General features: G+C 64.8%; 19 protein-coding genes. 15 read left to right on the top strand and 4 right to left on the bottom strand.

Features of this window, described 5'->3' with window-relative positions; translation table 11 throughout:
• The first annotated feature begins 69 nt into the window (after positions 1 to 69).
• Positions 70 to 669: a recombination mediator RecR gene (recR, locus tag AC1DVR_RS18580; protein WP_478002097.1), complete on the top strand. Its 600-nt coding sequence runs from the start codon at positions 70 to 72 to the stop codon at positions 667 to 669.
• 30 nt (positions 670 to 699) lie between these two features.
• On the opposite strand, the gene AC1DVR_RS18585 is transcribed toward recR, so the two are convergent.
• Both AC1DVR_RS18585 and AC1DVR_RS18590 read right to left on the bottom strand, forming a co-directional pair.
• Complete coding sequence (locus AC1DVR_RS18585) at positions 700 to 2,340, bottom strand: M57 family metalloprotease (RefSeq protein ID WP_478002098.1); 1,641 nt, start codon at positions 2,338 to 2,340, stop codon at positions 700 to 702.
• A 214-nt stretch (positions 2,341 to 2,554) separates the two neighbouring features.
• Positions 2,555 to 3,295 carry a DUF1013 domain-containing protein gene (locus AC1DVR_RS18590; protein WP_478002099.1) on the bottom strand — a complete coding sequence of 247 codons (741 nt, stop codon included), beginning with the start codon at positions 3,293 to 3,295 and terminating at the stop codon, positions 2,555 to 2,557.
• A gap of 126 nt (positions 3,296 to 3,421) precedes the next feature.
• Here AC1DVR_RS18590 and AC1DVR_RS18595 point away from each other — a divergent pair, with 126 nt between their 5' ends.
• Together AC1DVR_RS18595 and mscL are read left to right on the top strand one after the other, a co-directional pair.
• Positions 3,422 to 4,060, top strand: a complete 639-nt coding sequence (locus tag AC1DVR_RS18595; RefSeq protein WP_478002100.1) for a ribonuclease T2 family protein — start codon at positions 3,422 to 3,424, stop codon at positions 4,058 to 4,060.
• Between the two features lie 124 nt (positions 4,061 to 4,184).
• Positions 4,185 to 4,613 (top strand): large conductance mechanosensitive channel protein MscL, encoded by a 429-nt coding sequence (mscL, locus tag AC1DVR_RS18600; RefSeq protein ID WP_478002101.1) that lies wholly within the window; start codon positions 4,185 to 4,187, stop codon positions 4,611 to 4,613.
• A 57-nt stretch (positions 4,614 to 4,670) separates the two neighbouring features.
• Here the strand turns inward: mscL and ald are convergent, their stop codons facing one another.
• Positions 4,671 to 5,789, bottom strand: a complete 1,119-nt coding sequence (ald, locus tag AC1DVR_RS18605; RefSeq protein WP_478002102.1) for an alanine dehydrogenase — start codon at positions 5,787 to 5,789, stop codon at positions 4,671 to 4,673.
• A 131-nt stretch (positions 5,790 to 5,920) separates the two neighbouring features.
• On the opposite strand from ald, the gene AC1DVR_RS18610 reads away from it, so the two are divergent.
• Entirely contained in the window at positions 5,921 to 6,385 is a 465-nt protein-coding gene (locus tag AC1DVR_RS18610; protein ID WP_478002103.1) for an Lrp/AsnC family transcriptional regulator, read from the top strand.
• A gap of 18 nt (positions 6,386 to 6,403) precedes the next feature.
• The gene (locus tag AC1DVR_RS18615) at positions 6,404 to 7,420 is read left to right on the top strand and encodes a hypothetical protein (RefSeq protein ID WP_478002104.1); all 1,017 of its coding nucleotides are present in this window, start codon (positions 6,404 to 6,406) and stop codon (positions 7,418 to 7,420) included.
• Between the two features lie 180 nt (positions 7,421 to 7,600).
• Here the strand turns inward: AC1DVR_RS18615 and AC1DVR_RS18620 are convergent, their stop codons facing one another.
• Entirely contained in the window at positions 7,601 to 8,407 is an 807-nt protein-coding gene (locus AC1DVR_RS18620; protein WP_478002105.1) for a transglutaminase-like domain-containing protein, read from the bottom strand.
• 710 nt (positions 8,408 to 9,117) lie between these two features.
• Here AC1DVR_RS18620 and AC1DVR_RS18625 point away from each other — a divergent pair.
• From AC1DVR_RS18625 to AC1DVR_RS18670, 10 genes are read left to right on the top strand one after another with little or no spacing between them, the layout of a single operon-like run.
• The gene (locus AC1DVR_RS18625; protein ID WP_478002106.1) at positions 9,118 to 10,437 is read left to right on the top strand and encodes a nucleotide sugar dehydrogenase; all 1,320 of its coding nucleotides are present in this window, start codon (positions 9,118 to 9,120) and stop codon (positions 10,435 to 10,437) included.
• Position 10,438: 1 nt separating this feature from the next.
• Positions 10,439 to 11,896 carry a glycosyltransferase gene (locus AC1DVR_RS18630; RefSeq protein WP_478002107.1) on the top strand — a complete coding sequence of 486 codons (1,458 nt, stop codon included), beginning with the start codon at positions 10,439 to 10,441 and terminating at the stop codon, positions 11,894 to 11,896.
• 21 nt (positions 11,897 to 11,917) lie between these two features.
• Entirely contained in the window at positions 11,918 to 12,970 is a 1,053-nt protein-coding gene (locus AC1DVR_RS18635) for a hypothetical protein (RefSeq protein ID WP_478002108.1), read from the top strand.
• A 1-nt stretch (position 12,971) separates the two neighbouring features.
• On the top strand, positions 12,972 to 14,672 hold the full coding sequence (locus AC1DVR_RS18640; protein ID WP_478002109.1) for a mannose-1-phosphate guanylyltransferase: 1,701 nt from the start codon (positions 12,972 to 12,974) through the stop codon (positions 14,670 to 14,672).
• Positions 14,665 to 16,155 (top strand): right-handed parallel beta-helix repeat-containing protein, encoded by a 1,491-nt coding sequence (locus AC1DVR_RS18645; RefSeq protein WP_478002110.1) that lies wholly within the window; start codon positions 14,665 to 14,667, stop codon positions 16,153 to 16,155. Before AC1DVR_RS18640 ends, AC1DVR_RS18645 begins: the two co-directional genes overlap by 8 nt.
• Positions 16,155 to 17,573, top strand: coding sequence for an MBOAT family O-acyltransferase (locus AC1DVR_RS18650; protein ID WP_478002111.1), 1,419 nt, complete (start codon positions 16,155 to 16,157; stop codon positions 17,571 to 17,573). The genes AC1DVR_RS18645 and AC1DVR_RS18650 overlap by 1 nt, the downstream gene beginning before the upstream one ends.
• Before the next feature lie 7 nt (positions 17,574 to 17,580).
• Positions 17,581 to 18,684, top strand: coding sequence for an alginate O-acetyltransferase AlgX-related protein (locus AC1DVR_RS18655; protein WP_478002112.1), 1,104 nt, complete (start codon positions 17,581 to 17,583; stop codon positions 18,682 to 18,684).
• Positions 18,677 to 19,537, top strand: a complete 861-nt coding sequence (locus AC1DVR_RS18660) for an SEL1-like repeat protein (RefSeq protein WP_478002113.1) — start codon at positions 18,677 to 18,679, stop codon at positions 19,535 to 19,537. The genes AC1DVR_RS18655 and AC1DVR_RS18660 overlap by 8 nt, the downstream gene beginning before the upstream one ends.
• Positions 19,534 to 20,838: an alginate O-acetyltransferase AlgX-related protein gene (locus AC1DVR_RS18665; protein ID WP_478002114.1), complete on the top strand. Its 1,305-nt coding sequence runs from the start codon at positions 19,534 to 19,536 to the stop codon at positions 20,836 to 20,838. The genes AC1DVR_RS18660 and AC1DVR_RS18665 overlap by 4 nt, the downstream gene beginning before the upstream one ends.
• A complete protein-coding gene (locus AC1DVR_RS18670; protein ID WP_478002115.1) occupies positions 20,835 to 21,449 on the top strand; it encodes an alginate O-acetyltransferase AlgF in 615 nt (204 codons plus the stop codon). The genes AC1DVR_RS18665 and AC1DVR_RS18670 overlap by 4 nt, the downstream gene beginning before the upstream one ends.
• The last annotated feature ends 16 nt before the right edge of the window (positions 21,450 to 21,465 follow it).

Below are 21,465 nucleotides of genomic sequence, written 5' to 3' on the forward strand. Positions count from 1 at the left end.
CTGGGGGGGCAGGCAGCCCCCCCAGCCGGGTCCGCAGAGCGCCGTCCCTGACAGAGTGATCCGAACCACATGACCGAAACCCCGCGCGACATCGAAGCCCTGATCGACCTGATGGCACGCCTGCCCGGCCTCGGGCCGCGTTCGGCCCGGCGCGCGGTGCTGGCCATGCTCAAGCGGCGCGAGGGGTTGATGGCGCCCCTGGCCCAGGCCCTCGCCGGCGTGGCGCTTTCGGCGCGCGATTGCCGGGTCTGCGGCAATATCGGCACCTCGGACCTCTGTGCCATCTGCGCCGACCCGGCGCGGGCAACGGACGAGCTTTGCGTCGTCGAGGATGTGGCCGACCTCTGGGCGATGGAGCGCAGCCGCGCCTTCAAGGGGCGCTATCATGTGCTGGGCGGCACGCTGTCGGCGCTCGATTCCATCGGGCCGGACCAGCTTCGCATCCCCGATCTGATCGAGCGGGTGGCGGCTGAGGCGCTGCGCGAGGTGATCCTGGCGCTCAATGCCACGGTCGATGGCCAGACCACGGCGCATTACATCTCGGACGCGCTGCAGACGACGGGGGTGAAGATCACCTCGCTGGCGCAGGGCGTACCGATCGGCGGCGAGCTCGACTACCTGGACGACGGCACCATCGGTGCTGCCCTGCGTGCCCGGCGCGGAATCTGAGGCGGGATCTGATCCGGAGTTTTGCCCGGCTCAGTCGATCAGGATATGCCCGGCCAGACCTGTGGTGCTGTGCAGATTGACCAGCGCAATCTCGTCGGCGCCGAAGTCCAGCACGACATGGGTGTTGACGATGCGGGAAAACTCCTCGACCACCTCGGCTGCGGTCTTGACCACCCCACCCCACAGCGAGGCCGCAAGGCGCAGCACATCCAGCGCATTGTCGAAATCGTTGACGGTATCCCTGCCCGACCCCGCGCCGAAGACGAAGGTATCCGCCCCGCCATCGCCGGTCAGAAAGTCGGCGCCCGCGCCGCCGGTCAGCGTGTCATCCCCATTGCGGCCAAACAGCCGGTTGACCCCGGCATTGCCGATGATCGCGTCCGCCCCTACGCCGCCGACCGCATTTTCGATGCTGCAGCCCAGCGCGATCGACACATTGCCCTTATACCCTCCCACATCCGAGAAATGCCCAGCGTTGAGGTCGATCTTTTGCGCCTGCGTGAAGCCCGACAGGTTCAGCGTATCCTTGCCCGCGCCATCCCAGATGCACAGCAACGGCGCCTTGTTGGCGCTGAAATCATAGGCCCCGCCCAGCTTGCTGCGAAAGCCATAGGTGTCATTGCCGGCATGGGTGGCGGTATTGACGCCATAAAGCTGCTGCAGCGCGTAGATGTCATACATCATCAGCGTGTCGGCATAGTGCTGTGGCGCCGCCGATTCGGTATCCACCGCGTCGAAATAGCTCATCACCGTGTATTGTTCGCTGTCCTCGGCGAACTGGGCGCTGTTGTCATAGGTGATCGTCACCCCGGGCGCGGCATTGTAATCCCCGGGATGGGCCAGGCCCATCGCATGGCCCAACTCGTGCAGAAAGACGAACTGGCTGTAGCTGCCCATCGCAATCTTGTTGCCATTGACCCAATGCGTGTTGATCCACAGATCCCCCGCGCTCGAACCGGCAAGGGTGGAGCCGGGATACATCGCATAGGCCCCCGATCCGTCCGTGGTCGACGTATAGCCCCCGACCAGGATCGTCGCCTTGTTGGTGAAACCGCCCGGATTGACCTGCTGGAAGGTGATATTGGCCACATCGGAGAAATTCGCCAGCGCATATTCGGTCGCGTGCTGTTGGGCGGCGGTCATCCGGAAAAACGGCGACGCATCGCCGCTCGCATCCGTGGCGGGACCGCTGGAGCGAAAGCCCCAGGTCACGGTGGTGGCGGTCTGCGGCGTCGCAGCCCAGGACAGGCCCGGGCGGTACAGTTCGGCCGCCCCCAGCTCGACCCCGAAGGACACGCGGTTGCCCTCGGTCATGGCAAGGCCATAGCTGCCCTCGACCGCACCGGCGATGGATTTGACCTCGACAAAATAGGTGCCGCCGGTGACGGCGGTGAAGGTCATGCTGCTGCTTTTGCCGGGGCCGCCATTGTCGTCAAAGGCGATGGCAGAGCCGGTGGAATTGTGCAGGTAAAGCGCGGTGTTGGTGACCCCGCTTTTGACCGCGCCGAGGCCGACCGCCCCGAAAGTATAAGTGTGGCCCGCAAGAAGCGTCACCCCCACCCAATCCGACCGGCCCGCGCTGGTCCTGCCAAGAAATTCGTCGCCCACCTGCATCAGATAAGAGGTCGCCACGGATTCGGGCGCATCGGTGGTTTCAATGATCCTTGCCATCGGCTCCGTTCCAAGCTGAAATTGAGGCTCCTGCCCCACAATGCCGGCAGAGAACCACAGCCCGCCGAGGCCGGTCAACCTCCGCGCGAGGAATTTCCCTGCATTCAGGCACAATTAAAGGTTGAATTTTATGAAAAAGCCCGCGCATCGCTGCACGGGCCTGGCGGTACCGAACGTCGGTGTGAAACGCCGGTTCGGGAAGAGGGACGCGCGCTTACTCGTCGTCATCCTCGTCATCATCGCCCTGCGGCAGGTTGAAGAAGCTTTCGGCATCCGAGAAGTCGGCGGGCTTGGTCTCGCGCGGGCGCTCTTCCTGACGGGTGAAGGCATCGAGGCCCGAGGGCATCTTCGGCTCTTCCGACATGCCCAGCGATTGTTCGGTCGAAACCAGCTTGCGACGCTCGTCATCCGACATCACCACGCCTTCGGCAGCCTTGCGGCGGGCGGCGACCTGGACGGCGGCGTCAAGTTCGGACTGTTTGCACAGGCCAAGCGCCACCGGGTCGATCGGCGTGATCTGGCCGATGTTCCAGTGGGTGCGCTCGCGGATCGCCTGGATGGTGGGCTTGGTGGTGCCGACCAGCTTGCCGATGGCACCATCCGACAGTTCCGGGTGGAACTTGACAAGCCAGAGGATCGCAGCCGGGCGGTCCTGACGCTTGGACAGCGGCGTATAGCGCGGCCCGCGGCGTTTTTCCTCGCCGACGGCGGATTGGTTGAACTTCAGCTTCAGCTTGTAGAGCGGGTCTTTCTGACCGCGCTCAATCTCGATCGCGTCCAACTGGTTGTTGGACACGGGGTCGAAGCCTTTCACGCCGGTCGCCACGTCGCCATCGGCGATGCCTTGCACTTCAAGCTCGTGCATGCCGCAGAAATCAGCGATCTGGCGGAAGCTGAGCGTGGTGTTGTCCACCAGCCAGACGGCGGTGGCCTTGGACATCAGCGGCTTTGTCATCGGATCACTCCTTTACAAATCTTTCCCAAGCCGGGAAAACGGCTGCGGCCGGAACCGCGATCTTCTCGTTTTCAGGGGGAAGTCCCGCCCGCTATAGTGAAATTCTTTTTGCGAGGAAAGTGCCAAATGCGCCTTGTTGCCCTGGCCCTGCCCCTGCTTTTGCTGGCCGGGGCGTCAAAAGCTGATAGCGAGCGCGCCGGAGCCTTCGATTACTACGTCCTGGCCTTGTCGTGGTCGCCGAACTGGTGCGCCCAGGTGGGTGATTCCCGAAGCAATCCACAGTGCGATGCGGGGCTTGGGTTGACCTTCACCCTGCACGGACTTTGGCCGCAGTATGAGGCCGGCGGCTATCCCTCCGCCTGCCGGACCGGGGCTGCCGACCCGACCCGGGCCCAGACCGCCGCCATGGCCGACCTGATGGGCGGCGCGGGGCTGGCCTGGCACGAATGGAAGGCGCATGGCCGCTGTTCCGGGCTGGAGGCGCCGGCCTATTTCACTGCCATGCGCAAGGCCCGGGCCTCGGTCACGGTGCCGCCGCTCTTCGCCAAGGTCGCCCGCACTTTGAGGGTGGCCCCCGGGGTCATCGAGACTGCTTTTCTGGAAAGCAATCCCGGGCTCGCGCCAGAGGATATCGCGGTGACCTGCCAGGGTGCGATGATCCAGGAGGTGCGGATCTGCCTGACCAAGGACCTCGCCCCCCGCCCCTGCGGCCCCGACCTGCGCGCCTGCACGCTTCCCGCAGCCGAGATGGATGCCGTGCGCTGATTTGGGGCGCTATATTTTCCCAGTTAATCAAATCTGGCATTTATGCCATAACCTAGGTTAGCTGCGCTTTAACGCAGCACGGCAATGGCGGTCAGAAAGGCCGCCTTACAGCAAGGGACAGGCTATGATCAAAGAGTTCAGAGATTTCATTGCCAAGGGCAATGTGATGGACCTCGCCGTGGGGATCATCATTGGTGCGGCTTTCACCGCCATCGTCAAATCCCTCGTCGATGACCTGATCAATCCGATCATCGGTTTGATTTTGGGCGGCATCGACTTTTCCAATATGTATGTCGTGCTCAAGGGCACGGTGCCGGCCAGTGCCGGCTTGCAAGTCGCGCGCGATGCCGGGGCTGCGGTCTTTGCCTATGGCGCCTTCATCACCGCTGTCATCAACTTTCTCATCATTGCCTTTGTCGTCTTCCTTCTGGTCAAGGCGGTGAACCGGATGAAGGACGCCGCCATCAAGAAAGCCCCGCCGCCGCCCGCCGAACCGGCCGGTCCGAACGAGCTGGACGTGCTGAAGGAAATCCTGGTCACGCTGAAGAAATAAGGCAAAAGAAAGGCCCCGGCGCGCTGCCGGGGCCTTCTGCTCTTGGCCTTGGTGCGCCTAGATCTTCAAAGCCTCTGCCGCAGTGATCGTCGGCAGGCCAAGCGCCACACCCACCGCCGCATAGGTCAACTTGCCCGCATGGACGTTGAGCCCCGCCAGCAGGTGGCGATCTTCGGCGCAGGCCTTTTTCCAGCCCTTGTCGGCCAGGGCGAGCATGAACGGCATGGTGGCATTGCCAAGCGCGAGGGTCGAAGTCCGCGCCACCGCCCCCGGCATGTTGGCCACGCAGTAGTGCATGATGCCGTCCACCGCGTAGATCGGGTCCTGGTGGGTGGTGGCATGGCTGGTCTCGAAACAGCCGCCCTGGTCGATCGCCACATCAACCAGCGCCGCCCCGGGCTTGAGCTCCGACAGCTGCGCTTTCGAGATGAGCTTGGGCGCCGCCGCCCCCGGGATCAGCACCGCGCCGATGATCAGGTCGGCCTGACGGGCCAGCTCGATCGTGGTGGCCGCATCGGCATAGCCGTTCTTGAACTGACCGCCGAAGACATCATCGAGATAGCGGAGCCGGTTGACCGAACGGTCCAGCACCGTGACATCCGCCCCCATCCCCGCCGCGACCTTGGCCGCATGGGTGCCGACGACACCGCCGCCGATCACTAGAACCTTGCCCGGCAGAACTCCCGGCACGCCGCCCAGCAATACGCCGCGCCCGCCATTGGCCTTCTGCAAGGTCCAGGCCCCGACCTGCGGCGCGAGCCGGCCCGCCACCTCCGACATCGGCGCCAACAGCGGCAGCCCGCCGCGGTCGTCCGTCACCGTCTCATAGGCAATCGCCGTGACGCCCGAGGCGAGAAGGTCGGCCGTTTGCTCCGGATCGGGGGCAAGATGCAGGTAAGTGAACAGAACCTGCCCGGCGCGCAGGCGCTTGCGTTCAATGGGCTGCGGCTCCTTGACCTTGACGATCATCTCGGCCGCGGCAAACACCTCCTCCGCCGTGGCGAGGATCTGCGCCCCTGCGGCGACATAGTCAGCATCGGCAAAGCCGGCGCCAATCCCGGCATTGGTCTCGACCATGACCTGATGGCCACGGTTCACCGCCTCCCTCGCGGCGTTGGGCGTCATGCCGACGCGGAATTCCTGTGGTTTGATTTCTTTCGGACAACCGATTTTCATAGCTTTCCCTCCCATGGGCCATGGGACAGCTTCGCGCCATTCGCGCGCCGATGGGTCCAGATTTCGATGGCAGCAAGGCAGCGAAACGGTAGATTGTCGCGCAAAGTGGTCAAAAACCGAGAGGATTTCCCATGGCAGAGGAACTTGACGCAATCGACCGGCGCATTCTGGGGGTCCTGCAAAAGGACAGCCGGATCACCAACGCCGAATTGTCCGAACGGGTGAACCTCTCCGCCTCGGCTTGCCACAGGCGGGTGCAGCGGCTGGAGGAGGACGGCTTCATCGCGGCCTACGTGGCCCTGCTCGACGCCCGCAAGATGGGGCGGCCGACCACGGTCTTTGTCGAAATCACCCTGCAATCCCAGGCCGAAGAACTGCTCGACGCCTTCGAGCGCGAGGTGGCGCGCATCCCCGACATCCTGGAATGTCACCTGATGGCGGGCACGGCGGATTACCTGATCAAGATCATGGCCGAGGATACCGAAGACTTCGCCCGAATCCACCGCCGCTTTCTCAGCCGCCTGCCCGGGGTGCGCCAGATGCAAAGCTCCTTCGCGCTACGGACTGTGGTGCAAACCACCGCGCTTGCCGTCTGAATGAAAGCGAGATTTGTGATGTTTCGAACCGTGCGCACCACATTGTTTCTGCTCTTTGCTACAGCCGTCGCATACGGAGACACCTTCGCCGTCCCTGCCGAGGCGAATACTGCAGAGCCGATCTTATCCTGCACGGCCCCCAAAAGTCTGGTGCCCGTGATCTCTGGACTTCTTCCGCTGGATGCCTATGTCGCCCGCGCAACACGTTCTCCCGAAGGCGACTATGTACGGGCTTTTTATCAGCTGAACGGGCGCGTTGACGTCCAAGGCGATCAGATGGTCACTTTGGACCTCGACGCTGCGGCGATCTGTGAAAAGATCGCGGGTGGGGATGCCAGTCCCGAGCTGAAAACCGCGTTCGAAACGGCAATCTCACAAGAAGAATATTGGTGGCCCGCAAAGTGGACGCCACGGGCGATCGGCGGCACCGACGAGCTTTCAGATATGCAAACCGAAAGCGTCGTATATGTGTCCGCGAAATTCGTCTCCTTCGTCACGGAAGACGCGTGGAGGAAAGCGCAGCCTGATCTCAGCCAAGGAACCTTCCCGCTTGACGCACACCATGTTGAACTGCCGATCATCAGCGCGGACGGACTCGACACAAGCCACGCAAAGATCGTCGCGCAAGGTACCCCCGATGCCCTTGGCTATTGCCTCTATGCCTTTGCCTGGTACGACACCCCCTTTTGGATCGGGGAGACTGATCCTAAGGCCACGTTCAAGGCCCATGATCCATCCAGTGCCATCGAGGACGGGGTCTGGTCCGGGTGCCGCACCGGCGCAGAAAGCGAAATGATGGAGCCCAAACCCGGCGAGGTTTACGAGGCAAGGGCAGATTGCGTGACGGGGCGGATGACATTGCCGGACTTGGGCACCATCGACGTGGATAGTGATGTCGTCTTGGATGGCGTTGGGACCGGCGCTGGCGCGGGCGTCGCCGAACGGTTCATTGCGCTCTGTCCAAAGACGGCAAAGCGCATGTTCGCAGCGGCGTGTGCCGCAGGAGCCGCTGCAGCCTGCGAGAGAGGTAATTGAGTTGCCCCTACTTTCGCTGGCCTCGCCCCACTGATGAAGTCCAGCTTTGCCTTGCGCACCGTGGTGCAAACCACCGCGCTGGCCGTCTGACCCCGCGATTTTTCGCCGAAAAATCGACCCCGAATTTTCGACGAAAATTCGTTTCTGGCAGAGTTTTCGCAGAAAACTCGTCGCCAGACCTCATCCTGGAATTTCGTCCGTCCAGACCTCGAATTTCTGCAACACATGCGCCCCGAACGAGTGGATCAGCGGCACATCCGCCGCATCCCGCCCATAGGCCACGACGATCCGCCCGATCCGCGGCTTGTTGTTGCGCGGATCGAAGGTGTACCACTTGCCGTCAAGATAGCATTCCATCCAGGCCGCGAAATCCATCGGACCGGTGACCGGCACGCCGATATCGCCGAGATAGCCGTTCACATAACGGGTCGGGATGTTCATGCAGCGGCAGAGCGTGATCGCGAGATGCGCGAAGTCTCGGCAGACTCCGGTGCCCTCCTGCCAACCCTCATAGGCGGTGCGGGTGACGCGGGCGTTCATGTAGTTGAACTTGATGTGGTTGTGGACATAGTCGCAGATCGCCTGCACCCGGGCCCAGCCCGGTGTGGTCTGGCCGAACATGTCCCAGGCGAACTGGCTCAGCTTGTCGGTCTCGCAGTACCGGCTGCCCAGAAGATAGACCACCGCCTCGTCCGGCACTTCGGCGATCGGGGTTTCCTTCAGCCAGGGCATGACCGGGTCGGCGAGCGGGCTCGACTCGATCGTGCAATCGGCCCGCAGGGAAAACTGCCCGGCGGGCGCCACGAAGCGGCGGCAGGTGTTGCCGAACATGTCGCGGTAGGTCGTCGTCGGCACCGGGGGCGTGGTCACGATGGCGGCCTGCATCCGCAGATCATCCCGCCGCTCGTCGCGCACCGACATCATCGAGATCATCGGCGTGTCCTGCGGGCAAGAGACGGTGATATCGTAACCATAGCGAATGAGCATAGAACGCCTTTCAAAAGGGCCGCACCAAGGAGGCTTGGGCAAGCTGACCCCATGCTTAGGCGCATTTCGCGGCAAAGGCCGCTCAAATATGTAAGTGCGTCGGGGAAATGCACCCTTTGCCCGGAAAAGAGGCACAGGCGCGCGCGCGAGGGGGCGCGGCGCTACCCCCGCAACCTGTGGCCCGCCGCGGGCAGGATCGGCACTTGTGGCAAGACCATGGCACGCCCCCGGTGCGAAACCCTGCGGACAGGCCGTTCGAAGACCGCCGTTTTCCCGCATCCTGCCCCGCGGTTCGGCGGAATCGGAGCCCTGCGAATCGCTCCCGGCCCGGCCAGAGCGGCTTTTTCTCGCCACATTTGTTTCCTTCGGGCGCGGGATCGCCGGTTTATGCATAAACTTTAGGTCGATCCCTTGGCAAAACACACTGTGAAACCTGACTTCGGCATCCCAATGCAGATTTGTGATCCAAGAGGCAAACATAGATCAGTTTCTGCACCCGCATAATACGCCAGCCTTAATGTCGATGAACTCAAAGTGAACTTCCGGCTGCCAAGCCCCCTGAGCATATTACCGCAATCGCGTTGAATTAAGCGCGTCAACACCCCGAAAGGCGGTGATCGGGACAGGTCTGCGCCGCTTCGGAAGAACGCTCTGCATTTCGCAAAGTTGACGGCAAATAATCCTGCAAAATCATAAGGGAACGATAAAATATGGCGCGACTGTCTGTATTTGGAATTGGCTATGTTGGTGTGGTTTCGGCGGCCTGTCTGGCCCGCGATGGCCACCGGGTTGTGGCCGTGGATATCGTCCCCGAACGGGTCGCGATGATCAATGCGGGCCAATCGCCCATTGTAGAAAACGGGCTTGAGGATCTGATCCATGCTGCAGTTGCATCAGGCGCCCTCACTGCAACCCTGGATGCTGAACAGGCGGTGCAGGACACGGATGCAAGCTACGTTTGCGTCGGCACCCCCAGCAACAAGGACGGCTCGGTCGGGCTGGCCTATGTCTCGGAGGTCTGCGGCATCATCGGGCGGGCGATTGCCACCAAGACGGGCTTCCATTCGGTGATCATCCGCTCGACCATCGTGCCCGGCACGATGGAACAGGTCTGCGTCCCCCTGCTGGAGGCCGCATCGGGCAAGAAGGCCGGAGTGGATTTCGGCGTCGGCTATTACCCGGAATTCCTGCGCGAAAGCACGGCGATCGCAGACTATTACGACCCCGGCCTGATCGTCTTTGGCGCGCTGGATCAGCCGACCTTTGCCCTGCTGAACCTGCTCAACCGCGACATGCCCTGCGTGGCGCATGAGGTGGATCTGCGCACGGCCGAGATGGTCAAATACACCTCCAACTCCTGGCGGGCGGTCAAGGTCACCTTTGCCAATGAAATCGGCAATATCGCCAAGGCCTGCGGTCTGGATGGCCAGCTGGTGATGAAGCTTCTGTGCAGCGACGAGAAGGTCAATATCTCGTCCCATTTCATGCGGCCCGGCTTCGCCTTCGGCGGCTCCTGCCTGCCCAAGGATGTCCGTGCCCTGCGCCAGCTGGCAAGGGCCAAGGATGTGGCCGCCCCCTTGATGGGCGCTGTCCTGCAAGCCAACGAGGATCAGATCGAGCGGGCCTCGCAGATGATCTCGGACACCGGGGCGCAAAGCGTCGGTCTGGTCGGGATCAGCTTCAAGCCGGGCACCGATGACCTGCGCGAAAGCCCCCTGGCCGAGCTTGCCGCAAGGCTGATCGCCAAGGGTCTGGATGTGCAGGTCTATGACCCCAATGTCAGCATCGCCCATGCGCTGGACGAAGGAGCCGCTGGCCGGGGCAACGATGTGGTGCCCGATCTGCGCGACCGCATGGTGCCGACGATCGAGGCCCTGATCGACGGCGCGGATGTGCTTCTGGTCGGCAACAGCTATGCCGAGGCGAAGGACCCTCTGTCCCGCGAGATGGACAACCGCCCGATGGTCGATCTGGCGCGTCTGCAGGCGGGTGTCGTTTCGCACGGCACCTATCAGGGCATCTGCTGGTAAGATGCAGATCCTGGGTCACACGCTTTACCTGACGGTCATGGTGTTGATGGCATTCGCCATCCCACCTGCGGCCCTGTCGCATGTGCAGGGCGCGGTCTTCGTGCTGGGGGCCATCGGCGTCTGGCGCTATGCCTGGGCGGGGATCAACTTTGCCCGGGCCATCTGGTACCAGCGCGTGGCCTTCCCGCGGATGAAATCCCGGGTGCTGGCGCTTCATGCGGCGCGCACAACGGCGCCGCATGCCTTCTTCCTGGTCACCAGCTTCAAGATCGAGCCGGAGGTGACGACCAGGGTCTACCAGTCGATCTTTCTGGCCGCGGCCCGGGCAACCGGCGGCGGGGCCAGCGTGATCGCCTCGGTGGTCGAGGGCGGTGACGCCCGCCTGATCCGGGCGATCTTTGCCCAGATGCGGGTCGACATGACCGGGGTCAGCCTGCAGATCGACCAGATCGCCGGCACCGGCAAGCGCGATGCGCTGGCCAAGGGTCTGCGGCTGATCGCGGCGCAGGCGCCGTCCTGGCGCGACATGGTGATCTTTGTCGACGGCGACAGCTGCGTGCCCGAAGACATCGTGGCGCAATCAGCCCCCTGGTTCAGCGACACCTCGGTGGGCGCCCTGACCACCGACGAACAGGCCGAGATCCCGGACGCGCCGACATTCCGCGACTGGTTCGACCTGCGCTTCACCCAGCGCCATGTCCTGATGTCCTCGATGGCTTTGGCCGGCCGGGTGCTGACGCTGACCGGGCGGATGTCGGTGTTTCGCGCCGATCTGGCCACCGACCCGGGCTTCATCGCCCAGGTCCACAGCGACCACTTGCAGCATTGGCGGCTGGGCCGGGTCAATTTCCTGACCGGCGACGACAAGTCCACCTGGTTCTGGCTGCTGAAGTCGGGCTACCGGATGCTTTACCTGCCCGATGTCCGCACCCTGTCGATGGAGCGCCAGCCGCTGCCGGGCTTTGTCGCCTCGGCCACCACGCTGATGGTGCGCTGGTATGGCAACATGATGCGGACCAATGGCCGGGCGCTGGCACTGGGGCCTGCGCGGATCGGGGCCTTCACCTGGTGGTCGATCTTCGATCAGCGCCTGACGATCTGGACCACGCTGGCCGGACCGATCGGTGTGTTCCTGACCGCGCTGGTTGTCGGCCCAAGCATCCTTCTGGCCTATCTCGCCTGGGTCATGCTGACGCGCTATGCCTTTTGTCTTGCCCTGTCGCTGGTGCGCGGCACGGCCTTTCCGATCCGTTACCCTTTCCTTCTGTACTTCGGCCAGATCATGGGGGCGGCGGTCAAAAGCTTTGTCCTGTTCCGGCTCGACCGACAACGCTGGACCCGCCAGGCCAGCGGGGCGCGCCGCAAGGCCACCACCTCGGACCGCATCTCCACCTTCATTCACATCCTGACCCTCGGCTGGCTGACGCTGGGCGTGACCGTCATCTCCGGCCTGCTTTGACCCCTTTGAAAGATAGATTTCATGGAAAATTCCTCTGCCTTGCTTGAAGCCTCCCCGATTGCCCCGCTCAGCGCGGGAAATGACCATGCCGTGATCGATCTGCCCTTCACCGCGCTGATCGACGGGCGGCAGTTTCGCGGCCATGGGCTGTCGCTGGTCAGCGCCCATGTCGTGGGACTGATGGGCGCCACCATGCCCGGCCTGCCCCGGCTGGTCCGGCTCGTCTTCGGCTTTGACGGCTTTGCCGTGACGCTGGTCGTGCTGGCCGACGTGCGCGAAGCCCCGGCCGGCGATGGCGAGCTGGAGCTGAACTTCACCGAGCCGTCCGGCCCGCACTTGCCGCAACTGCGCCATATCCTGAACGCCTATATCGCCCGGGACCTCGTGTCGCTGGGCGCGGTGATCGGGGTGGCCGGCACCACGCCGCCCAAGCCCGCCCGCGCGGCCGCCGTCGATGACCGACGCCGTCTGTTTCAAGGCAGCGGTCTGGCGGCGCTGACCCTGGCGCTGGTCGCCCTGGCCGGCGGGCTGATCTACCAGCGCAGCTATGTTCAGCTGCTGCCCGACCTCGGGCAGGTGACCCTGCAGGGCGAGACGCTGCGCGCCACCGCCAGCGGCCAGATCGCCTTTCTCGACACCGCGGCCCCGATGGGACAGGTGGCCCTGGCCATCACCACCGCCAGCGGCGATGTGCTGAGCCTGACCAAGCCCTGCGACTGCACCGCTTCGAGCCTCGGCCTGCGCGTCGGCTCGACCGTTCTGGCCGGTGAGCCGGTCCTGCAGCTGACCCAAGCGCAGGCTGCCGTGGTCGTCGCCGTTCCGGTGCCGCCGGCGCTGGCCTTCGACCTCGCCCGCGGCGACCGGGTCGAAGTGACCCTGCCCGATGGCACCATCACGACGGCCAGCGCGGTGCTGAACGGCACCCAGCCGGCGGTCCTCACCCCGGCTGCGGCGCTCGACCCGGCGCTGGTCGGCGAGCCGGTGCAGGTGCGGCTGGTGCGCGATGGCGGCTGGCTGACCCGCCCGTTCTCCACGTTGCGCCAATGGTTTTATGTCATGTCAGGGAAGCTTTGAAATGCACAAGATTTATCCTCTCGTTCTGTGTGGCGGCATGGGGTCGCGCCTGTGGCCCATGTCGCGGATCGAACAGCCCAAGCAGTTTCAGCCCGTCGGCGGCAAGGACAGTCTGACCTATTTCCAGACCACCGTGCAGCGCCATCGCGGGCCGCAGTTCCATGACCCGATCGTGGTGACCAATCACCGCCACGCCGAACTGGTCCGCCAGCAGCTGGACGAAATCCAGTGCGGCGGCCTGATCATCGGCGAGCCGGTGGCCCGCAACACCGGCCCGGCGGTTCTGGCCGCGGCGCTGAAGGTCCTGTGTTCCGACCTTGACGCGCTGTTGCTGGTTCTGCCCGCCGATCACATCATTCTGGGCGATCTCAATGCCACGATCCTGCAAATGGCCGGGGCTGCCGCCGGCGGCCACATCGTCACCTTCGGCGTGGCGCCGGGCTATGCCGAGACCGGCTACGGCTATATCATCGATGGCGGTCCCACGGGGTCGCAGGACGGGTTGCATCTTGTCGAACGCTTCGTCGAAAAGCCCGCCGCGCACATCGCGCAAAGCCTGATCGACAGCGGCCGCGCCTATTGGGCCTCGGGGATCAGCCTGTTCAGCGCCAAGACGATTTCGGCCGAATTCAAGCGGCTCGACCCGGAAACCCATGCCGCCGTCCTGTCTGCCGTGATGCATGCCCGCAAGGAGATGCAGGGCATCACGCTGGAGGAAGGCGCCTTCCGCAGAACGCGGGAAGAGCCGACCGAACGCGCCGTCTTCGAACATTCCTCTGCCGTCCGGCTGGCACCGATCAAGGTGAAGTGGGATGACATCGGGGCCTGGGCCTCGGTCTATGACGTGAACCTCAAATCCGAGGCTGGCAATGTCACCACGGGTGATGTGCTGGCGATCGACACCACGAATTCGCTGATCCGTTCGGATGGCCGGCTGGTCGTCGTGGTCGGGCTGGATGACGTGATCGTGGTCGATACCAAGGATGCGCTTCTGGTCACCGACCGCGCCCATGCCCAGAAGGTCAAACAGGTCGTCGAGGCGCTGAAGTCCAGCGGCCGGCCCGAGGTTGTCAGCCACGTCTATCAGGCGAAATCCTGGGGCGGGATCGAGGATCTGTTGTCCGCCGCCGGCTTCAAGCTGGAGATGCTGACGATCCGCCCCGGATCGACCGCGCAGATCAATGGCCACGGCCTCGGTGCCAGCTTTCTGTCGGTGGTGACCGGCGAGGGCAGTTTCATGGAGGATCACGCCTGGCCGGGCCGCGCCCTGCCCGCAGGTGGCCTGGCCACGGCGGACGGGTCGGGGCCGGACCTTCCCGGCGCACCGCAACCTGCCCCGGCGCAACCTGGTCCCGATCTGCCCGGCCCTGATCTGCCAGGCCCTGATTTGCCCGGTACCGATCTGCCCGGCCCGAACGCGCCCGGCGACACGCAACCCGGCGTGCCACAGCCCGACCGGGCCGAGTTCGGCGCCTCGCAGTTCAGGGCGGTCCAGATGGTCCTGGGGCAGTTGTCCTCGTCCTTGTCGGTGCCCCGCCCGCGCGCGGCCCGGATCCGGCAGTCCATCGGCCTTGGCGCGATGCTGTCGATCGACAAGAACACCCAGGTCAGCCTCACCAACACGCAGTCGACCAACCTGCAGGCGCTGCTGTTGTCGACCGGACAGCACCTTGGCGCGGCCAAGGCCTCGCGCCATGATTGAGCGTTTGCGACTTGCGGCGGTTCTGGCCGTGATGGCCACGGGAGGCGTCTCTGGCAGTGCCGGGGCGAGCCCCTTCCTTACGGGCAAACCCGGGCTTGATGCGGCTTTGGCGGGGATCGGCGGCTTGCCCACCCTCGCCGAGGCGCAGGCCGCGGCCGCTGGACTGAAGGACAGTCTTGGGCTGGTCAGCGCCCTGCCCGCCGCCCCGCAACGCGCCCCGATCCCGGCCTTCCCGGCCACCGGCACCGCCGTGGTCGAGATGGTCGACATGCGCCTGCTTCTGGCGCAGATCGCGGTTCAGACCGGGGCCCGCGACCATCTGGCGCTGGCCCGTGCGCAAGACCCGGGCGCGCAACAGGTCATCCTGCTGCGCGGCGGCCATGTCACCCTGCCCGGGCTGCTGGCCCTGATCGCCAAGACGCCGGCTGCGGCCTTCGTGTCCAGGACACCCGAGGGCGTGACCCTGACCCGCGCCATCGTCCTTTGGCCGGACGCGGGGCTGAAGCTCGGCGCCAAGGACACGCTGATCCTCAGCCGGGCCGACGGCGCCTTTCTGGCCAATTTTGGCCGGCTCGACATCCAGGGCGCCGCCTTGCGAGGCACCGAGGCTGCCAATACCGGCGAGCCCGCCTTTCGCCCCTTTCTGCTGACCGCCGGGCGCGGCAGCCTGACCGTGTCGGGTGCCCGCTTTGCCCATCTGGGCTTTGGTGACACCCAGCGCTTTGGCGGCGTCGCGGTCGACACTTCCGGCCTGCAGCCGCCGCTTCTGGCCTCGTCCGTAACGGCGAGCGCCTTCAGCGATGTCGCGACCCTGGCCCTGATCAACACCGCCGACGCCAGAGCGTCGGGCAACTGGCTGAGCGGTGGCGCGATCCTGATCGCCCATGCCGCCCGGACCGAGGTTGCGGGCAACCTGGTGTCGGGCGCTGCGGAACAGGCGATCCGGGTGTCGAACGGCTCCACCGATGCACGCATCACCGACAACATCCTTCTGGGCGCGCAGGGCGGCATCGCTGTCGATCAGGCGAGCCTGCGTATCACCCTGACAGGCAATGTCCTGAGCGGTCAGACCAGCACCGGCATCAGGCTCGACAAGGTCGATTGCGTCCGCGTCTCGGGCAATCTGATGGCGCTTGGGCAGGGCGCGGGCCTGTCGATCTCCAAGACCGGGCGCGTCGCTGTCGCGGGCAATGTGATCGTGGACAATGGCGGCTCCGGCATCCTTCTGCGCGATCAGCAGGCCAAGGCCAGCGTCCAGATCACCGGCAACACGATCGCCGGCAACCACGAGGGCCTGCGCGGCGCCACGGCCGGGGCCCTGACCCTCAGCGGCAATGACATGGAGGGCCAGCTGCCCCGCCTCTTCGCGGGCGACCTCGCCCCCCGCACCATCGCCTGGCTCGAGGACCGCCGCTCGCGTGGCGCGCCGCAAGCCCTTCTCACCGATCTGTCGCCGGTCTGCCCGGCAGAGGGGAGCATCTGATGGTTTTCTCCTCTGAAACCTTCCTGTTTCTGTTCCTGCCGCTGTTTCTCGCGGTCTATTACCTCACGCCGATGCGGTACCGCTCGGTCACCATTCTGGTCGGCTCCTATGCCTTCTACGGCTGGTGGCGGATCGACTATCTGGCGCTTTTGTTCGCCACCACGCTTTGGACCTATATCTTCGGCCGCAGCATCGGGGCCGCGAAAAGCCAGCGAGCGGCGCGGATCTATCTGATCATCGGGCTTTCGGGCTGCCTTGCCGTGCTTGGCGTGTTCAAATACCTGAATTTCTTCATCGAAAGCTTTGCGGCGCTCTGGGGCACCACCTCGGACGGCCTTGGCGTGCACTGGCGCCTGATCCTGCCGATCGGCGTGTCCTTCTATGTGTTCCACGCGGTCAGCTATCTGGTTGATGTCTACCGCAAGGATGCGGTGGCCACGGCGCGGTTCTTTGACTTTGCCGCCTTCATCGCGCTCTTTCCGCAGCTGGTGGCCGGGCCGATCCTGCGCTTCAAGGACCTGACCAACCAGTTCGCCCACCGCACCCATTCGCTGCCCCTCTTCATCGACGGCACCACGCTGTTTGCCATCGGTCTGGCCAAGAAGGTGCTCCTGGCCGATACCGTGGCGCCTCTGGTCACGCTGGCTTACAGCACCGACCACCCCTCGCTTCTGGTGGCCTGGCTTGGGGCTGTCGGCTACATGATGCAGCTATACTTCGACTTTTCCGGCTACAGCGACATGGCCATCGGGCTTGGCCTGATGATTGGCTTTCACTTCCGGCCGAATTTCGACACGCCCTATATCAGCCGCTCGATCACCGAGTTCTGGCGGCGCTGGCACATCAGCCTGTCGGTCTGGCTGCGCGATTACCTGTATATCCCGCTGGGTGGCAACCGACTGGGTCAGGCGCGGACTTACGTCAACCTGATGCTGGTGATGTTTCTCGGCGGGCTCTGGCACGGGGCCAACATGACCTTCGTGATCTGGGGCCTGTGGCACGGCGGCTGGCTGGCTTTGGAGCGGGCGACCGGGCGGGCCAAGGGCAAGTCCGCGCTGGATCTGGCCGTCACCTTGATGATCGTCCTCCTTGGCTGGGTCATGTTCCGCGCTGTGGACCCTGCGCAAGCGGGCGGCATCTATGCCGGCATGCTCGGCCTGAACGGGCTTGTCACCGCGCCTGAGATTGCCCTGCAGGTGACACGCGAAAGCCTGCTCTTCCTGACCCTCGCCATCGCCGTCGCGGCCTTCGAGCCGCGCCTGAACCGCTTTGCCGCCACCCATCTGCATCCGGGCGACAACACGTTGAGCTGGCTCAACGCAATGGTGCCCGCCGGGCTGATGAGCCTTCTGGCCATCGTCACCCTGATGAAGATGTCCGAGCAGAGCTTCTCCCCTTTCCTCTACTTTCAATTTTAGGTTTCACATGGATCCCCTTTTCAAAACCGCCCGGCTTGTACTGCCGCTTTTGCTGTTCGGCTACGGCGTCGCGGCCAATATCTCGGTCCTGACCGGCCCGCCGACGCCCTTGCGCCTGCCCCATGCCGCCCTTCTGGCCGGTGGCCTGACCCGCGACTTCGAGCGCGATTACAAAGGCACCCTGCCGCATTTTGCCGCCTCCTTCGGGCTGATCGGCGCGGCGCGCTATGCCGTGCTGGGCGAAGCGCGGCATGGCGCGGTGGTGGGGCGCGACGGCTGGCTTTTCACCAATGAGGAAACCCGCCCTTTGCCTTCGGCCCCGCAGATGCAGATGGCGGTGGACCACATCAAGGCGGTGCAGGAGGAGCTGGCCGCGCAAGGCGTGGACCTTCTGCTCTTGCCCCTGCCCGCCAAGATCGACATCGCTGCGCGCCATGCGCCCGACCCGGCCCTGTCCGCCGCCATGGCGGCGCTGGACGCCGATTTTCTCGCCCGCCTTCAGGCGGCCGGAGTGAAGGCGCTGGACGCGCGCCCGGCGCTGATGGCGCAGGGCGACAGCGCCTTCTTTGCCACCGACACCCATTGGACGCGGCTTGGCGCTGCGGTGACCGCCGGCGTGGTGGCGGAAAACCTGCCGCACGGGCCTTTGACCTTCACCCGCAGCTCGGCGATCGAAAAGCCGCTGACCGGCGATCTGATCCGCTTTGTGACCGAGGATGCCATCGCCCCCCTGATCGGCCTGCCGCCCGAGAAGGTGACCCTGACCCATATCGCGGCAGAGGGCCCGCCCGCCGACATCTTCAACGCCGCGCCTCTGGATATCGTGCTGATCGGCACCAGCTACAGCGCCAATGCCGACTGGGGCTTTGCCGATGCCCTGAGCCAGGCGCTTGGCCGCGAGGTCGAGAACCTCGCCGCGGTCGGTCTGGGCCCGGTCGTCCCGATGCAGGCCTATCTTGCCGGGGCAGAGTTCCACGACACCCCCGCCAAGCTGGTGCTGTGGGAGTTTCCGGTTCGCTATCTGACCGACCCGACCCTTTGGCCCGAGGTGCCTGCCGCGACCCAGCCGCTGGCCGGCACCTTGCCTGCAACGGTGGCCTCCAATGGATAAAGCCCTGTTCCTTGCAATGCTCCTCGCCCTGACGCTGGGCGAGACGACCCAGGCCGGGCCGCTGCCCGCCGCGGTGATCCGCGTCGATTTCAAATTCGACAACAAGGTCAACCACACCAGGGACCTGCCGAGCATGTCCCTGCAATCCGCCCGCAAACGGATGGTGGGCAGCGGCAAGGTCTCGTTGAACGAGCTGCGCGCGCTGGCCGATGCCGGCGATGGTCTGGCGGCCTTCCGCTATGCCAAGGCGCTGCAAGAGGCGACCCCGCCAGCCAAGGCCGGGGCCGCGGCGCATTACTATGCGATCTCCGCCTATACCGGGCGCAGCTTTGCGGTAAGGCCGCTGGGCCGGCTCCTTCTGTCCGAAGGGGCGGGGTACAGCCCGAGCCTTCTGAAGCAAAGCCTGAACGCCCTGACCATCCAGGCGATCAGCGGCGATGCTGACGCGGCACAGCTCTTGGGCAAGATGTATTCCGACGGCCTGCCCTTTGGCCGCGATCTGGGCCAGGCGCAGCATTTCCTGGCGCTTGCCGGCCAAAGCGACCCCGGGGCCGCGCTGAAACTCGGGATCGCGCTGATGTCGGACCCCGCCGATGCCGCCCTCGACCATGTCGGCGCCCGGGCCGCCCTCGGGCTTGCCGCCGACGGCCCCAACCTGTCGGCCCGCGTCACGGCCGAGAACCTGCTGCGGCTTCTCGACGGCCCCGCACCTGCGGCTGTCGTTGCGTCCGGACCTGAGATCGTCTCCGAAGCCCCCCCGCCGGTGCCGCTTCTGGACGACGCCGCCACCAGCGCCCCGCCGGAGCGCCCCGCCGTTCCCGCCCTCCCCTCTGTCACAAAGGCCGCCCCATGACCCCTTACCTGTTGCTTGCGGCGCTTTTTGCCACATCCGCCGGTGCAGAGACCCTGCCCTCGGCCTTTGGCTGCGCCTTCATCGACACCGCTTCCTCCCTGCCGGCGATCGAGGGCAAGGACGGCACCTTCTTCCGCGTGCTCGCCGATCTTCGGATGCGCCACCCGATGGAGGATCCCGTCATTGCCCGCATGGCCGTGCTGTCAAAGGTGCTGGCGGCGGGCGGGACCACGCTGGTCTATGTCACCATCCCGACCAAAAGCGCGGTGATGCCCGCACTTCTGCCCGCGTCCGCGGCGGATTACCAATTCGACAGCACCACCGCGAAAATGGTCTATGAAGACATCATCACCCGGCTGAAGGGTCATGGCATCCTGGCGCCCGACCTTCTGGCCGCTCTTGCCGAGGCCAATCCGAAAGCCCCGCCCTTCTTCAAGACCGACTTCCACTGGACCGCCGAGGGCGCGCAGCTTGCCGCCACGGCGATTGCGGATGCGATGAAGACGGAGCCCTTCTTCGCCACCCTGCCGCATGCCGACTATATGACCACCTCAGGCCCGATGACCGCCTCCTTCTCGACGATGCGGCGCACCTTGCAGACCTTCTGCAAGACCGAGCTTCCCACCGTCGAAGGCAAGGCCGAGGTGACGAGCAAAAGCGCCGATCCGACGCAGAAGGCCGATATCTTCGGCGGCGATCAGGGCGCGCAGATCGTGCTGGTCGGCACCTCGTTCTCGGATGCGCCGCTGGCGAACTTCGCGGGCTACCTCTCGCAATCCTCCGGCCTCGATGTGCTGAACTATGCCGTGACCGGCGGCAACCAGTTCGGAGCGATCACCTCTTACCTCATCTCGCGGGATTTCGCCGAGGCGAGGCCGCGTTTCCTGGTCTGGGAGAACCCGATCTACAATAATCTGGCACAATTCGGTCCTGATGCTATGGAAGAGCTGATTGCGGCGGCGGGCCCGCCCTGCACCCTGGTGCTGCCGACCAAGACCACCGCCGCCGACACGCTGACCGCCGACCTGACAGGTCTGGACCTGAAGCCCTACGATTCCATCCTCGCCGATCTGGGCGCCGAGGGCGGAAGACGGGCGCAGTTCCGCTTCGAGACCGCCTCGGGCATCTTGAGGTCCGCCGTGATGGACCGTTCGGACCGGGTCCAGGCTTCGGGCCGCTTCTTCAAATCCTTGGGCACGCTCTGGCATCCCGACCTGCAAACCCTGTCGGTCACCTTCGATCACCCTGTCAGCGCCGCCACCTCGCTTTCGCTGTGCCGTTCCGGAAAGGAACCCTCATGAACCGTCAAGCCATTTTCCTGCTGTGCCTTTTGACCCTGCCGCTGCAAGCCCGGGCGCAAGACCTTTACGAACCGCCGGCCGACCCGAATTCGTCCTTCGTCCGCATCGTGGCGCCCGGAGAATCGCTGGCCGTGATCAACGGCACCACCTTTGACAGCTTCAAGGGCGGGGTGACGCCGTTCCTTCTGGTCGCCCCCGGCAAGATCAACGTGGCGATCGGCAGCCATGAGGGCGCGGGCGAGATTGCCCCGGCCTCCTTCTACACCTTCGCCCCGGCGCCGGATGGCACGCTGCAGATGCTGCAGGACAAGATCACCAACAGCCCGGCCAAGGCCGATCTGGTGTTCTACAACGATTCCGACCTGCCCCTGGTCGACCTCTACGTGCCTTCGGCGGCGGCGATGGCGATTGCCGACATCGCGCCGGGCACCTCGCGGCAGGTCACCCTGCGCGCCCCCCTGACGCTGGACTTTCAGGTCCAGTCCAAGGGGGCGGTTCTGGCCGAACTGCCCGCGATCCAGATGCAGCGCCGCTCTGGCGTGACCGTGGTCTTCTCGGGCACCGCCGGCGCCTACACCGTTTACAGCACGCAGAATACCTATGCGAAATAGCACCGGAAAGCGGAAC

The sequence above is a fragment of the Rhodobacter sp. P2_H5 genome (genome assembly GCF_056403335.1).

What these genes read in the sequence shown, in the direction of transcription:
- AC1DVR_RS18585 (WP_478002098.1), bottom strand. Translation starts at nt 2,340, where the DNA reads ATGGCAAGGATCATTGAAACCACCGATGCGCCCGAATCCGTGGCGACC.
- AC1DVR_RS18665 (WP_478002114.1), top strand. Translation starts at nt 19,534, where the DNA reads ATGACCCCTTACCTGTTGCTTGCGGCGCTTTTTGCCACATCCGCCGGT.
- AC1DVR_RS18640 (WP_478002109.1), top strand. Translation starts at nt 12,972, where the DNA reads ATGCACAAGATTTATCCTCTCGTTCTGTGTGGCGGCATGGGGTCGCGC.
- AC1DVR_RS18610 (WP_478002103.1), top strand. Translation starts at nt 5,921, where the DNA reads ATGGCAGAGGAACTTGACGCAATCGACCGGCGCATTCTGGGGGTCCTG.
- AC1DVR_RS18650 (WP_478002111.1), top strand. Translation starts at nt 16,155, where the DNA reads ATGGTTTTCTCCTCTGAAACCTTCCTGTTTCTGTTCCTGCCGCTGTTT.
- AC1DVR_RS18660 (WP_478002113.1), top strand. Translation starts at nt 18,677, where the DNA reads ATGGATAAAGCCCTGTTCCTTGCAATGCTCCTCGCCCTGACGCTGGGC.
- AC1DVR_RS18595 (WP_478002100.1), top strand. Translation starts at nt 3,422, where the DNA reads ATGCGCCTTGTTGCCCTGGCCCTGCCCCTGCTTTTGCTGGCCGGGGCG.
- AC1DVR_RS18620 (WP_478002105.1), bottom strand. Translation starts at nt 8,407, where the DNA reads ATGCTCATTCGCTATGGTTACGATATCACCGTCTCTTGCCCGCAGGAC.
- AC1DVR_RS18635 (WP_478002108.1), top strand. Translation starts at nt 11,918, where the DNA reads ATGGAAAATTCCTCTGCCTTGCTTGAAGCCTCCCCGATTGCCCCGCTC.
- recR (WP_478002097.1), top strand. Translation starts at nt 70, where the DNA reads ATGACCGAAACCCCGCGCGACATCGAAGCCCTGATCGACCTGATGGCA.
- ald (WP_478002102.1), bottom strand. Translation starts at nt 5,789, where the DNA reads ATGAAAATCGGTTGTCCGAAAGAAATCAAACCACAGGAATTCCGCGTC.
- AC1DVR_RS18590 (WP_478002099.1), bottom strand. Translation starts at nt 3,295, where the DNA reads ATGACAAAGCCGCTGATGTCCAAGGCCACCGCCGTCTGGCTGGTGGAC.
- AC1DVR_RS18645 (WP_478002110.1), top strand. Translation starts at nt 14,665, where the DNA reads ATGATTGAGCGTTTGCGACTTGCGGCGGTTCTGGCCGTGATGGCCACG.
- AC1DVR_RS18615 (WP_478002104.1), top strand. Translation starts at nt 6,404, where the DNA reads ATGTTTCGAACCGTGCGCACCACATTGTTTCTGCTCTTTGCTACAGCC.
- AC1DVR_RS18670 (WP_478002115.1), top strand. Translation starts at nt 20,835, where the DNA reads ATGAACCGTCAAGCCATTTTCCTGCTGTGCCTTTTGACCCTGCCGCTG.
- AC1DVR_RS18630 (WP_478002107.1), top strand. Translation starts at nt 10,439, where the DNA reads ATGCAGATCCTGGGTCACACGCTTTACCTGACGGTCATGGTGTTGATG.
- AC1DVR_RS18625 (WP_478002106.1), top strand. Translation starts at nt 9,118, where the DNA reads ATGGCGCGACTGTCTGTATTTGGAATTGGCTATGTTGGTGTGGTTTCG.
- AC1DVR_RS18655 (WP_478002112.1), top strand. Translation starts at nt 17,581, where the DNA reads ATGGATCCCCTTTTCAAAACCGCCCGGCTTGTACTGCCGCTTTTGCTG.
- mscL (WP_478002101.1), top strand. Translation starts at nt 4,185, where the DNA reads ATGATCAAAGAGTTCAGAGATTTCATTGCCAAGGGCAATGTGATGGAC.